The sequence below is a fragment of the Geodermatophilus sp. SYSU D00698 genome (assembly GCF_054050335.1).
The window spans coordinates 189,373-202,664 of the sequence record NZ_JBJGZD010000004.1; the positions used below are offsets into that span (position 1 = coordinate 189,373).

Sequence of the window (13,292 nt, forward strand, 5' to 3'; positions counted from 1 at the left end):
GCGGGACGATATCCGCCCTGCCCGGCAGCTCACCTCCCGGTCGTGAGCTGCACCGCCGCGCGGACGACGGCGGTGAGGTCGCCGGTGTCGGCGTGCACGCGGCGCTGCAGGTCCGCGCCGGTGCCGCGCTCCAGGATCGCCGCCACGCCGTCGGTGACCCGCTGCCGGTCGCCGCCGGCCGCCAGCGCCGGGCCGACGTGCTCCAGCAGCGCCGCCACCACGTCGGCGGCCGGCGCCGGCGTCCCGGTGCGGGGGTGCACCAGGTCGGCGGTGGTGCCCGAGCGCCCGGCCCGCCAGGCGGCCACCCGCAGCAGCTCGCTGCGCACCCGAGGGGCGGGGACGCCCGCGCGCCACTCGCGGGCGGCGGTGTCCACGAGCGCGCGCACCAGCCCGGCGTGGGTGACGGCGTCCTCGACCCGCAGCGCGACGTCGGCGCTGCGCACCTCGACGGTGGGCCAGGTCCGCGACAGCCGGGCGTCGAAGTAGACCATCCCGGCGTCGACGATCGTGCGGGTCGCGACCAGGTCGGCGACCACCCGGTGGTAGGTCGCCGGGTCGCCGAACAGCTCGGTGGGGCCCGACGACGGCCAGCGGTTCCACGCCTGGGACCGGAAGCTGGCGTACCCGGAGTCGGCGCCCAGCCAGAACGGCGAGTTGGCGGTCAGCGCGGTGAGCACCGGCAGCCACACCCGGATCCGGTCGAGGACGGCCACGCCCTCCTCGTCGCCGTCCACCGACACGTGCACGTGGCAGCCGCAGGTGAGCTGGTCGCGGGCGATGAGCCCGAAGGTGTCGGTCATCTCCGCGTAGCGCTTCCCCGGCGTCGTCTCCGGCTCGACGCCGACCGGTGAGGTGGCCAGCGCCGCCACCCGGGTCCCGACGGCGCGGGCGGCGGCGTCGGCGCGTCCGCGCCAGTACCGCAGCTCCCGCTCCACCTCGGCCAGCCCGGTGCACACCCGGGTCCCCAGTTCCACCTGCTGCCGCTTGAGCTCGGGCACCAGGTGCCCCGGGGAGCCCTCCTCCTCCTGCGCCGCGCTCTCGTGCTGCTCGGGGGTCTCCCCCTCCCCGCGCTGGGCGGCCACCGCCAGCGCCTCGGGACCGCGCGGCACCGGCGTCCCCGACGGGTCGACGACCAGCAGCTCCTCCTCGACACCCACCGTGCGCACCGGCACATGGTGGAGGCGGGACGGCACCGCCGCAGGACGGGCCCCGGGCACCCGGGTCGGGCACGATCCCCGCATGACCGAACCCAGGGCCTCCGGCGGTGCCGGCGACCGGCGGGTGGACCGGTGAGCCTCACCGCCTACCTGGACAAGGGCGCCTCCCTCGGCCCGGACGCCCCCTGCCTGACCGGACCGGACGGGTCGATGAGCTACGGCGAGGTGCAGCGGTTCAGCCGCCGGGTCGCCGGGGCGCTGGCCCGCTCCGGCGTCCGGCCGGGCGACCCCGTCGCGGTCCTGTCGGCCAACGACCCCACCGCGTTCGCCGCCGTCTTCGGCATCGCCCGCGCCGGCGCGGTGTGGTGCCCGGTCAACCCCCGCAACGAGGCCGCGGAGAACCGCGAGCTGCTCGACCTGTTCGGCTGCACCACGCTGCTCCACCAGCGCTCCTTCACGCCGCTGGTGGCCGCGATCCGCGACCGCCTGCCGCGGCTGGCCACCCTGGTCTGCCTCGACGGCGACGGCGACGGCGGCGACCCGGCGCTGCAGGACTGGCTGACCGGCGCTCCCGAGGGGGACGACACCGAGCCGCCCGGCGGGCTGGTCGTGCTGGTCGGCACCGGCGGCACCACCGGCCGCCCCAAGGGCAGGATCATCAGCGGCGGCTTCAACGTGTACTCGGCCGAGGTCGAGCAGGCGGTCATGGCCCACCCGGCGGTGCAGGACTGCGCGGTGGTCGGCGTGCCCGACGAGAAGTGGGGCGAGCGGGTGGTGGCCGTCGTCCAGCCGCGGGCCGGGGAGGCGCTGGACCCCGCCGACGTCCGCGCGTTCGTCCGCGCCCGCATCGGCGGCGTCAAGGCACCCAAGGAGGTGCTCGTCTGGGCCGACCTGCCGCGGTCCACGGTGGGCAAGGTGCTCAAGGGCGACGTCCGCTCGCGGCTGCTGACCGCCGGAGGCGCGTGAGGGCCCGGCCCTCCCCCCACCGGGACTCCTCCTGGCACAGCGGCGCGGCGCCTCCCCGGCCCTCGACCCGTCGCCGCCGGCGTGTCCTCTGTCCTGGTCGTCGAGTGGTTTCTGCTGTTCCGGATGTTCGTATGACTAGTTGGGGATAACGGGTATGGTGAGGACATGGCGAAGGGCTGGCAGGGACCGCTCCCGGAGATGCCGTCGCCGCCCGCCGCGCAGGCCTGGGCCCGGCTGGAGCCCCCGGAGGGCTACGCGGTGCAGTGGCGCCGGCTGATCGACGCGGCCCTGGAGCTCGGCCTCGGCCCCGACGAGCTGGCCGAGGGCGGGATGGACGACGTCGCGGCGGCCCGGGGCTGGAAGCCCGCCACCGTGACCCTGTACAGCAAGGTGGCCCGGTACGGCGGGGTCCCCCTGCCGGTGCTCCCGACGCCGGAGCCCGATCCGCGGACGCTGGACCTGCGGCCGCTCACCGAGGTGCGCAGCGAGGAGCCCGAGCACCTGCGCACGGTCGTGTGGTGCGCGATCGCGCTGCGCTGGCCGGCCCCGGTGGGCACCTTCCGCGACCTGCGCCGCGACCAGGTGCACGCCACCGCCCGCCGTCTGGTGGTGCGCACCGACGACGGCGAGTGGTCGGTGCCGGGGGCGCTGACCGCGTGGCACGCCTGGGAGGCGGTGCGCAACCGCTTCCCCGCGCTGGCCGACAGTCCGTGGGTGCTGCCCGCGCTGCGCCGCGGCCCCGGCTTCGCCTCACACGTCGGCGGCCGGTTGTCCAGCCAGGCGCTGCAGGTGACGTTCGCCAAGCACGCGGTGCGCACCGCCCTGTCCCTGCGCGCCACCACGACCGGCGCGCGCCGGCAGCGGGCCGAGGCGCTGGCCGCCGTCTACGAGACGCTGTCCTACGACTCCTACCGCCGGCTGGCCCTGGCGGCCGGCGCCGAGCCGGTGGCCGCCCGGGGTGCGGTGCGGGCCGAGCGGGCCGCCCGCGCGAACAAGGCCGGGGCGCCTCCGGCCTGAGCCCGCTCCTCCCCGGACGGCACGACGGCCCGGGCGGGGGCCCGGGCCGTCGTCGCGGAGAGGTGCCGGGGGTCTCGTCAGGCCGGCGAGTAGGTCATGCAGGTGGCGGTGTCGTGGTCGAAGCCCACCCGGATGCCCTCGGCGTGGCACTCGAGGGCGTCGTTGTGCACACAGTCGGTCCGCTGGCACGCACCCACCAGCGCCTCGGCCCGGGGCAGGCCGCCGCGGACGGTGAGCGGGATGAAGGTCCCGCAGTCGGCACTGCCGTTGTGGCTGCTCACGGTGATCGCGAAGGCGTGGCAGCCGTGGTCGTGGTCGTTGTAGGAGCAGCCGGTGACGGTGCACTCGGCGACGGGGGGCACGACGGCGGTCATCTCTGGTCCTCCGGGCTCGGACGGATCGGCTGACCCCAGTGTGCCGCAGAATGGCGTCGATCTCGACCCCGGAATGCATTCCGCGTGTCGTTCTCCGACCATTTTCTCAGGTGAGCCCGACCTGGTAAGTCGCAGGTCAACGCGTCGCCCGTAGGGAAGGCTCACCTTCCTCGCCGCCATTTCGTTGCGGCACCCAATGGTCAGGGAAGGCTTGCCTGACCGTTTCAGATCAGCGCCAGCTGGCCGGGCACCGCGCCGTCCCGGGACCGCCGTGCGCGGGCCGCGCGACCCCGCGGGGCGTCGTGGCGGGCCGGCGGCAGGCTGCCGGCGGGGAAGGCGGCCTCGTCGTCCCCGGGGACTGCCGAGGGCGCCTCCGCCCCCCGGGCCGCGCCTCCCGACCGGCCGTCGAGGCCGTGCCGGCGCAGCAGCGGCCCGACCCGTCCGGCCAGCCAGGCCCGGTACTCCGGAGGCACGTACGCCCCGCCGCGGTACAGCTGCCGGTAGCGGCCCACCAGGGCGGGGTGCTCGCGCGCCAGCCAGGCGGAGAACCACTCGCGGGCACCCGGGCGCAGGTGCAGCGGCACCACGGTCACCCCGGTGGCGCCGGCGGCGGCGATGGCCTCCAGGGCGGCGTCGAGGTCGGCGAGGCGGTCGGTGAGGCCGGGCAGCACCGGGGCGAGGAACACCCCGCACGGCAGCCCGGCGTCGGTCACCGCGCGCACCAGGTCCAGCCGGGCGCGCGGCGAGGGGACCCCCGGCTCCAGGCTCGCGTGCAGGTCGTCGTCCCAGATGGCCATCGAGACGCCGAAGCCCACCGGGACGTCCCGCGCGGCGTTCGCCAGCAGTGGCAGGTCCCGGCGGGCCAGCGTGCCCTTGGTGAGGATCGAGAACGGCGTGCCGGAGTCGGCCAGCGCGCGGATGACGCCGGGCATCAGCCGGTAGCGCCCCTCGGCGCGCTGGTAGGGGTCGGTGTTGGTGCCCAGCGCCACGTGCTCGCGCTTCCAGGACGGCCTGGCGAGCTCGCGGCGCAGCACCTCGACCAGGTTGGTCTTGACGACGATCTGGGTGTCGAAGTCGCGGCCGGCGTCCAGGTCCAGCCACTCGTGCGTCGAGCGGGCGAAGCAGTTGTGACTGATCACCCCGTTGGCGACGAAGTCCCCGGTACCGGTGGTGATGTCGAACATCGGCATCTCCAGCCCGAGCGCCTGCAGATCGACCACGCGCAGGTCCGCGTCGCTCGTCACCGCGGCGTCCACCACACCGCACTTGCGGCGGATCGCCGGGTCCACGAGGTGCACGAATCTCATGTGCTCCCGTAGCCCGCCACGGACCCGGACGGTGGCGAGGCCGTTGTCCCTCTGCTGGTCCTCGAGCACCGCGTCGAAGCCGAAGGTCGCCAGCGCGGACGAGGTGCGGTCGAGGACCTCCGGGTCGGTGTTCGCCACCCGGAGGACGCCCCGCGCACGACTGCCCTCCGCGTCGAAGATGCCGGCGAGGAAACCGCGCTGCCATGCCGGACTCGGCTCACCGGGCCACGCCACCAGGTCGGTGATCCGCGCGACGGCGGCCGCGGAGGACGTGCGGATCGCTCGCACGGCCCGACGCGCTCCGTCGGCCGCCGAGAACTCGGAGCGGTCCGTGCGGACGCCCTCCTCCGCGAGGAACGCCTGAGTGCGGTCGAGGCCCTCGTCGTCGGTCAACGCGAGGCGGAACCGGTGCTGGTCGCCGTTCACCCGCCCGGGCCGCTGGTAGCGGTAGACGCCGAGGTGCCCGTCCCCGCGGATCATGCCGGCGAGATAGCCCCGCCGGTACTCGGCACAGACGACCGGCGCCACTCCGGTACGACCGAAGCCGAGCAGTTCGTCATTCGTGGTGAGGTGCGGCCGACGCCCCCCGCCCGAGGTCGTCCCCGTGACGTGTTTCCAGCCGCGGCTGCTGAGGAAACGGTGGTCGCCACTGGCCACGAGCGTCGTGCCGTCGCCGAGGGTCACCCGGTGGGCCGGCTTAACCGTGCTCCAGTGAGCGAGGACCTCGGTCTCGACGTAGTGCCGGTAGGCGCCCCGTCGCTCCGTGCCGATGACCCGGTCCCCGACCCGGAGGTCGGCGAGGACCCGCCGGCTGCCGTCGGCCATGAGGATCCGCGTGTCCCGGCCAGGCAGTACACGCACTGGTGGAGGCAGCCCCGGTACGGGTTGATCGTGTAGGCGAACGGCATCCGCGAGCCCTCGGGCACCGCGTTGAGGGCCGACCGGCACAGCACCTCGTGCATCGTCACACCCGGAAACTCGGGCACCTCCACGCTGCGCAGCAGCCCGCGCAGGCTCGGCATCCCCGGCAGCAGCGTCTCCTCGTCGGCGTCGAGGCGCCGGGCGTCCCACCTCACGACCCCGATGCGAACACGTGTTCGATACGTTGTCCAGTCGCACCGCCGTCGTCGCCGTTCCCCTTCCGCGGGACGGCACAGCCAAACGGTTCGTCGAGTAGTTGGGGATAACGGTCGAACGGCGGGCGTCAGGTCCCGACGGCGGGTGCCGCCTCCCGCGGCGGTCCGCTGCTGCGGGTGAGCAGGACGACCCCGACGACGGCGACCACCGCGGCCGGCCCCCACACCGCCGCGTGCCCCGGCTCGAGGTGCTCCCCGAGCAGCAGCCGGGCCGCGGGCACCGCGGCCAGCGGGTCGAACACCACGAGGGCGGGCAGTGACCAGGACAGCGCCCCGCGGCCGTAGGCCTGCTGCGCCCCCACCTGGGAGGCCACCGAGGCCACCACCGCACCCCACGGCTCGGGCCGGGCCAGCGCGCCGGCCACCCCGTCGGCCGCGAGCACCGCGAGCCCGGCCGAGACCAGCACCGCGGCCACCCCGGCGGCCAGGCCCCCGGTGACCCCGCAGGCCAGCGCCGCGCCGCTGCCGCCGCGCAGCCGGGCGGTGAGCGCGACCGCCAGCACCACCAGCACGACGGCGACCACGGCCGCCACGGCCGGCGGCGGGTCCCCCGAGCCCCTGCCCGGGCGGGCCGCCACGACGAAGACCACGAGCCCGCCCACGGTGAGCGCGGCCCCGGCCCCCTCGGTCCGGGACGGCGGGTGCCCGGTGCGGACGGTGCGCACCGCCAGCGCCGCCACCAGCGCGCCGGCCAGCAGCGGCTGCACGATCGCCACCGGCGCCAGCGCCAGCGCCGCCACCTGGGCGACGGTGCCGCTGGTGGTGGCCGCCTGGCCGAGCAGCCAGGTGCGCTGGCGCACCATCGCCCGCATCCGCAGCCGCCCGCCGGCGGTGGCGCGGACCGCCGCCTCGTGCTGCAGCACCGAGCCCAGCCCGAACAGCGTCGCCGCCAGCAGCGCCAGCAGCGTGCCGGGCAGGTGGTCCCCCACCCCGCGGGCCAGGGAGTCGGGCACGCCGGTCCTCCGGGCTCAGACGGGAGGACGGTCCTCGTAGAAGGTGGACAGCACGACGGTGGTGCGGGTGCTCACGTTCGCCGTCGTGCGGATCTCGCGCAGCAGCGCCTCCAGCGCCTCGGGCGAGGCCACCCGCACCTTGAGCAGGTAGCTCTCGATGCCCGCGACCGAGTAGCAGGCCTCGATCGCGTCGAGGTGGGTGAGCTTGGCCGGGGCGTCGTCGGCCTGGGCCTGGTCCAGCGGGGTGATCGAGACGAACGCGGTCAGCCCCAGTCCCACCCGCCGGGCGTCGATCCGCGCCCGGTACCCGGTGATCAGCCCGCGCTGCTCGAGCCGGCGCACCCGCTGGTGCACCGCCGACACCGACAGGCCGACCCGCTCGGCGAGCTCGGTGTAGCTGGCCCGCCCGTCCCGCACCAGGGCGGCCAGCAGCGCCCGGTCGACGTCGGAGTGCGGCTCAGCCGGGGAGGACGACGAGCTCACGGGTGCCCTCGTTGAGCGTGCGGACGCCGTCGTCGGTGCAGACGACGATGTCCTCGATCCGGGCGCCGCAGCGGCCGGCCAGGTAGATGCCCGGCTCCACGGAGAACGCCATCCCCGCCTCCAGCGGCAGGTCGTTGCCCGCCACGATGTAGGGCGCCTCGTGGGTGTCCAGGCCGATGCCGTGCCCGGTGCGGTGGATGAAGTGCCCGCCCCACCCGGCGGCGGCGATCCGGTCGCGGGCGGCGGCGTCGACCTGCTCGGCGGTCACCCCGGGCCGGACGGCGGCGACGGCGGCCTCCTGCGCGTTCCTGAGCACCGCGTACCACTCGGCCACCTCGGCGTCGGGCTCCCCGCCGACGACGTAGGTGCGGGTGCAGTCCGACCGGTAGCCGGTGGCGGTCTCCCCGCCGATGTCGACGACGACCAGGTCCCCGGCCTGCACCACCCGGTCGGAGAGCTCGTGGTGCGGGCTGGCGCCGTTGGGGCCGGAGCCGACGATGGTGAAGTCCACCCCCACGTGTCCCTCGGCCAGGATCGCCGCGGCGACGTCGGCGCCGATCTCGGCCTCGGTGCGCCCGACCCGCAGCCACTCCCCCATCCGGGCGTGCACCCGGTCGATGGCCGCGCCGGCGAGGGCGAGCTCCTCCACCTCCGCGGGGGTCTTGACCATCCGCAGCCGGTCCAGCACCGGGGTGGCCAGCTCCAGCGCGGAGCCGGGCAGCGCCCGGTGCACGCCGAGGGCGTGCTCGGCCCAGGTGCGCGCCCCCACCGCGACCCGCGAGGGGGCGGCGCCCAGCCGGGCGGTCACCTCCCGGGCGACGACGGCGAACGGGTCGTCGGTCTCGTCCCAGGCGTGCACCTCCAGGCCGAGCGCGCCGGCCGGGGAGGCGTCGACCATCGGCGCCTCCAGCCGCGGGACGACCAGCAGCGGCTCCCCGCGGCGCGTGACGACCAGCGCGGTCAGCCGCTCCATCGCGTGGGCGTGGTAACCGGACAGGTAGCGCAGGTCCGAGCCCGGGGTGAGGACCAGGACGTCGACGCCGAGCTCCCCGGCCACGGTGCGGGCGGCGTGTACGCGGTCGATGCTGACGAGGGCCCCCGTGCTGCTTGCCACGCCGGGACACTAACCCCGCGGCCCGGCCGCGCCCGCGCCGGTTTCCCCGGCCCGTCGTCCCCGGCGGCTACGGTCCGCCCGTGACCACGATGCTGCTCGACGCCGCGAGCCTCTACTTCCGGGCCTTCTACGGCGTCCCGACCAGCGTGACCTCGCCCGACGGCCGCCCGGTCAACGCCGTCCGCGGGTTCCTGGACATGACCGCCCGGCTGCTCACCGCCCACGCCCCCACCCGGCTGGTCGCCTGCTGGGACGACGACTGGCGCCCGGCGTTCCGGGTCGAGGCGCTGCCGTCGTACAAGGCGCACCGGCTCGCGCCCGACGGCGGGGAGGAGACCCCCGACGAGCTGTCCCCGCAGGTGCCCGTGCTGGTGGCCGTGCTGGCCGCGGCGGGCATCGCCCGGGTCGGCGCGCCGGGCTACGAGGCCGACGACGTCATCGGCACGCTGGCCACCCGCGCGCGCGGGCCGGTCGACGTCGTCACCGGCGACCGGGACCTGTTCCAGCTGGTCGACGACGCCCGCGGCGTGCGGGTGCTGTACACCGCGCGCGGCATCGCCGACATCGAGGTGGTCGACGAGGCGGCGGTGGCGGCGAAGTACGGCATCCCCGGGCGGGCCTACGCCGACTTCGCGGTGCTGCGCGGGGACCCCAGCGACGGCCTGCCCGGCGTGGCCGGCATCGGCGCGAAGACGGCGGCGGCGCTGGTCACCGAGTTCGGCGACCTGGCCGGCATCCGCGCGGCCGCGGCCCGCACCGCGGTGCCCCGGGCGCCGCTCACGCGCGGCGTGCTCGAGAAGCTGCACGCCGGCGGGGAGTACCTGGACGCCGCGCCGGTGGTGGTGGCCGTGGCCCGGGACGTCGACCTGCCGCCGGTGGAGGGGGCGCTGCCCACCCGGCCGGCCGACGCCGCGGCGCTGGCCGCGCTGGCCGACGCGCACGGGCTGCGGTCCTCGCTGGGGCGGCTGGGCGCCGCCCTGGGCTGGCCGGCCGACGCCCTCGACTGAGGCGCCGGCCGGCCCGGGGCTCAGCGGCCCCCGGTCCAGCGGCCCCCGGTCAGGAGGCGACCTCCCACGTGTAGGCGGCCTCGTCCGCGTCGGTGATCGCGATCTGCAGCGTCACGTCCTCGCCGTCGTCGGTGGTCCCGGTGCACTCGTAGGTGGCGCCGTCCTCCACGACCATCTCGTCGTCGCAGGAGACGTCGACGGCGACGCCGAAGGTCTCCTCGAACTGCTGCGCGATGTCGCTCTCGGCCTGCGCGCGGTCGAGCACGTCCTGGCCGAGCACGATCGGCAGGACGATCGCCGCGGCGATCACGACGACGGCGAGCGCGACCAGGCCGACGACCAGCCCGGTCCGGGACTTCCTCGGCTGCTGCCCGAAGCCGGGCTGGCCGTGGCCCCCGGGCTGGCCGTACTGGCCCGGCTGCCCGTACTGCGCCGGCTGCCCGTAGCCGCCGGGCTGCTGACCGGGCTGGCCGTAGCCGGGCTGCCCGTACGGCACCGGCTGGCCGTACTGCCCGGGCTGCCCGTACGGGCCCGGCTGCTGGCCGTACTGCCCCGGCTGGGCGGCGGGCTGCCCGTACTGCCCACCCGGCTGGCCGTACTGACCGGGCGGCCCGTACGGGCCCGGCTGTCCCGGCTGCTGGCCGTACTGCCCCGGCTGCCCGTACTGCCCCGGCTGGCCACCCTGCGGTGGGTTGGTCATCGTCGCTCCCGTCCGGTGCGGCCCCGCGGGGGCCGGATCGTGTTCCCGCGCCCCCATGACCGTCCGTCACCGGAGCGGGGGAGATTGTGCACCACGGGGGGCCTCCGGCAGCTCCTCCGCGGCGCGGCCCCCCGACCGGGCGGCGGCGGCCTCAGCCGCTGACGGCGACCGCGACCACCCCGCGCCGCACCAGCCCCACCGCGGCCCGCGCGACGCCGGCCACGGCCTCGTCGGCCACCTTCGCCAGCTGGTCGAGCAGGTCCACCAGCTGCCGCGCCCAGCGGACGAAGTCGCCGCCGGAGAGCTCGGTGCCCGCCTGCTCGGCGCCGGCCAGCACCCGGTCCAGCGCCTGCCCGTCGGCCCACCGGTAGGCCGCCCAGGCGAAGCCGAGGTCCAGGTCGCGGCTGGCGGGCAGGCCGCGGTCGAGCTCGACGTCCTGCAGCCGCGCGCGGATCCGGCGCATCTCGGCGATCGCCCCGGCGACCCTGCCCGCGGGCACCGCCGGCTGCCCGGGCGTCTCCCGGCGCGCCTCGAACACCAGCGTGGACACCGCCGCGGCCAGCTCCGCCGGGGTGAGCCCGCGCCACGCGCCGGCGCGCAGGCACTCGGCGACCAGCAGGTCGGCCTCCGACCAGATCCGCGCCAGCCGCCGGCCCTCCTCGGTGACCCGCGGGACGTCGTCGACGGGCGTGGGCTCCTCGGTGTCGGCCGGCACCAGCGGCACCGCCTCGGGCACCAGGTAGCCCAGCTCCTCGAGGACGTCGCAGGTGCGGTCGAACTGCCGGGTCAGCGAGCCGGTGCGCTCGGCCATCTTCCGGTGGGTGGCCTCGGCGTCGGCGACCGCGCGCAGGTAGCGCTCGGCGAAGCGCACCCGCTCCTCCCGGTCGGGCAGCGCGTGCACCGGGTGGTTGCGCACCGCGCGGCGCAGGTCGTGCAGCACCGGGTCGTCGGCGGCGGCCGAGCGCTGCTTGGTGCGCCGGGCGCCCAGGTCGTTCTCCAGCCGCGCGGTGCGCAGCGTGGAGGCCAGGTCGCGGCGGGCGTGCGGGCTGCGGTGGTTGAAGTTCCTGGGCACCCGCACCCGGGCCAGCGCGGTGACCGGCGTCGGGAAGTCCACGCTGGCCAGCCGGCCGGCCCACTTGTCCTCGGTGAGCACCAGCGGGCGGGGATCGGACAGGTCGGTGACGCCGGGGTCGAGGACGACGGCCAGGCCCTGCCGGCGGCCCGAGGGCACCCGGATGACGTCGCCCGGGCGCAGCGCGGCCAGCGCGTCGGCGGCCTCCAGGCGCCGCTTGGCCTGCGAGTCGCGGGACAGCTCCTTCTCCCGGTCGGCGATCTCCCGCCGCAGCCGGGCGTAGGCGAGCACGTCGCCGCCCTCGCTGGCCATCTCCGCGGCGAACCTCTCCGCGTCCCGCTCGGAGCGGGCGGCCTGCCGGGCCAGGCCCACGACCGAGCGGTCGGCCTGGAACTGGGCGAAGGAGGAGGCCAGCAGCTCGCGGGCCCGGGCCCGGCCGTAGGAACCGACCAGGTTGACCGCCATGTTATAGCTGGGCCGGAACGACGACCGCAGCGGATAGGTGCGGGTGCTGGCCAGCCCGGCGACGACGGAGGGGTCCATGCCCGGCGCCCAGACGACGACGGCGTGCCCCTCGACGTCGATGCCGCGCCGCCCGGCCCGCCCGGTGAGCTGGGTGTACTCCCCCGGTGTGACGTCGACGTGCGCCTCGCCGTTCCACTTGACCAGCCGCTCGAGCACGACGGTGCGGGCGGGCATGTTGATGCCCAGCGCCAGCGTCTCGGTGGCGAACACGGCCTTGACCAGGCCGCGCACGAAGCACTCCTCGACGGTCTCCTTGAACGCCGGCACCAGGCCCGCGTGGTGGGCGGCGAGCCCGGCGAGCAGCCCCTCGCGCCACTCCCAGAAGCCGAGGACGTGCAGGTCCTCGTCGGGCAGGCTGCCGGTGCGCTCGTCGACGATCCGGGCGATCGCGGCGCGCTCGGCCTCGTCGGTGAGCCGCAGCCCGGCCGCGAGGCACTGGTGGACGGCCTGGTCGCAGCCGTTGCGGCTGAACACGAAGGTGATCGCGGGCAGCAGCCCGGCGCGGTCCAGCCGCTCGACGACCTCCGGGCGGGCCGGCGGGCGGTAGCGCGGCTTGTGCCAGTCGCGGTCGCGCCGGTTCCCGCCGTTGCCGCCGCCCCAGGTGTCCAGCCGCCGCTCGTGCTCCCGCACGTACCGGACCAGCTCGGGGTCGACGACGCTGGCGCCGCGGTCGCGCGTGGACTGCCCGCGCGGGTCGTCCCCCTGCTCGGCGGCGTGCGCGGCCGGCCGCAGGCTGAACAGGTCGAACACCCGGTTGCCGACGAGCATGTGCTGCCACAGCGGGATCGGCCGGACCTCGCTGACGACGACCCGGGTGTGCCCGCGGACGGTGACCAGCCAGTCGGCGAACTCCTCGGCGTTGCTCACCGTCGCCGACAGCGACACCAGGGTGACCGACGCCGGCAGGTGGATGATCACCTCCTCCCACACCGCGCCGCGGAACCGGTCGGCGAGGTAGTGCACCTCGTCCATCACCACGTAGCCCAGGCCGGCGATCGCCGGGGACTCGGCGTACAGCATGTTGCGCAGCACCTCGGTGGTCATCACCACCACGGGCGCGTCGCCGTTGATCGCGTTGTCCCCGGTGAGCAGCCCGACCTTCGCCTCGCCGTAGCGGTCGACCAGGTCGTTGTACTTCTGGTTGGACAGCGCCTTGATCGGCGTCGTGTAGAAGGCCTTGCGCCCCTCGGCCAGCGCCTTGTGCACCGCGAACTCGCCGACGACGGTCTTGCCGGCCCCGGTGGGCGCGCACACCAGCACCCCGGCGCCCTCGTCGAGCGCCTCGCAGGCCTCCACCTGGAACGGGTCGAGGGAGAAGCCGAGCTCGGCGGTGAAGTCGGCGAGGGTGGGGTGCGCGCTGCGCCGCCGGGCAGCCGCGTACCGCTCGGCGGGGCTGGACATGCCCCCACGTTAGGCGCTCCCCGGACGGCGCTCAGCCCGGACCGGACCTCCCCACGTCGTCGCCCCTCCCCCCGCGGGAC

At 76.1% G+C, this 13,292-nt stretch carries 11 protein-coding genes; 3 read left to right on the forward strand and 8 right to left on the reverse strand.

Features of this window, described 5'->3' with window-relative positions; genetic code table 11:
* Window positions 1-29: 29 nt before the first annotated feature.
* Window positions 30-1,166 (reverse strand): carboxylate-amine ligase, encoded by a 1,137-nt coding sequence (locus ACI8AB_RS05750; protein ID WP_456949303.1) that lies wholly within the window; start codon window positions 1,164-1,166, stop codon window positions 30-32.
* Window positions 1,167-1,289: 123 nt separating this feature from the next.
* Here ACI8AB_RS05750 and ACI8AB_RS05755 point away from each other — a divergent pair, with 123 nt between their 5' ends.
* Together ACI8AB_RS05755 and ACI8AB_RS05760 are read left to right on the forward strand one after the other, a co-directional pair.
* On the forward strand, window positions 1,290-2,123 hold the full coding sequence (locus ACI8AB_RS05755) for an AMP-binding protein (RefSeq protein ID WP_456949304.1): 834 nt from the start codon (window positions 1,290-1,292) through the stop codon (window positions 2,121-2,123).
* A gap of 165 nt (window positions 2,124-2,288) precedes the next feature.
* Window positions 2,289-3,140, forward strand: a complete 852-nt coding sequence (locus tag ACI8AB_RS05760) for a hypothetical protein (protein ID WP_456949305.1) — start codon at window positions 2,289-2,291, stop codon at window positions 3,138-3,140.
* Between the two features lie 77 nt (window positions 3,141-3,217).
* Here the strand turns inward: ACI8AB_RS05760 and ACI8AB_RS05765 are convergent, their stop codons facing one another.
* The 5 genes from ACI8AB_RS05765 to ACI8AB_RS05785 all read right to left on the reverse strand — a co-directional run bounded on the left by ACI8AB_RS05765 (window position 3,218) and on the right by ACI8AB_RS05785 (window position 8,507).
* The gene (locus ACI8AB_RS05765; RefSeq protein WP_456949306.1) at window positions 3,218-3,514 is read right to left on the reverse strand and encodes a DUF1540 domain-containing protein; all 297 of its coding nucleotides are present in this window, start codon (window positions 3,512-3,514) and stop codon (window positions 3,218-3,220) included.
* 224 nt (window positions 3,515-3,738) lie between these two features.
* Window positions 3,739-5,646, reverse strand: a complete 1,908-nt coding sequence (locus ACI8AB_RS05770) for an intein-containing Rv2578c family radical SAM protein (protein WP_456949307.1) — start codon at window positions 5,644-5,646, stop codon at window positions 3,739-3,741.
* A gap of 379 nt (window positions 5,647-6,025) precedes the next feature.
* Entirely contained in the window at window positions 6,026-6,910 is an 885-nt protein-coding gene (locus ACI8AB_RS05775) for a DMT family transporter (RefSeq protein WP_456949308.1), read from the reverse strand.
* A 15-nt stretch (window positions 6,911-6,925) separates the two neighbouring features.
* Window positions 6,926-7,393, reverse strand: coding sequence for an Lrp/AsnC family transcriptional regulator (locus ACI8AB_RS05780; protein ID WP_387988213.1), 468 nt, complete (start codon window positions 7,391-7,393; stop codon window positions 6,926-6,928).
* Window positions 7,368-8,507 carry a M24 family metallopeptidase gene (locus tag ACI8AB_RS05785; protein WP_456949309.1) on the reverse strand — a complete coding sequence of 380 codons (1,140 nt, stop codon included), beginning with the start codon at window positions 8,505-8,507 and terminating at the stop codon, window positions 7,368-7,370. The genes ACI8AB_RS05780 and ACI8AB_RS05785 overlap by 26 nt, the downstream gene beginning before the upstream one ends.
* A gap of 89 nt (window positions 8,508-8,596) precedes the next feature.
* On the opposite strand from ACI8AB_RS05785, the gene ACI8AB_RS05790 reads away from it, so the two are divergent.
* Window positions 8,597-9,514: a 5'-3' exonuclease gene (locus tag ACI8AB_RS05790; RefSeq protein WP_456949346.1), complete on the forward strand. Its 918-nt coding sequence runs from the start codon at window positions 8,597-8,599 to the stop codon at window positions 9,512-9,514.
* A gap of 49 nt (window positions 9,515-9,563) precedes the next feature.
* Here ACI8AB_RS05790 and ACI8AB_RS05795 read toward each other — a convergent pair whose 3' ends face one another.
* Together ACI8AB_RS05795 and ACI8AB_RS05800 are read right to left on the reverse strand one after the other, a co-directional pair.
* Window positions 9,564-10,214, reverse strand: coding sequence for a DUF4333 domain-containing protein (locus ACI8AB_RS05795; protein WP_456949310.1), 651 nt, complete (start codon window positions 10,212-10,214; stop codon window positions 9,564-9,566).
* Window positions 10,215-10,365: 151 nt separating this feature from the next.
* Window positions 10,366-13,212: a DEAD/DEAH box helicase gene (locus tag ACI8AB_RS05800; RefSeq protein WP_456949311.1), complete on the reverse strand. Its 2,847-nt coding sequence runs from the start codon at window positions 13,210-13,212 to the stop codon at window positions 10,366-10,368.
* Between the last annotated feature and the right edge of the window lie 80 nt (window positions 13,213-13,292).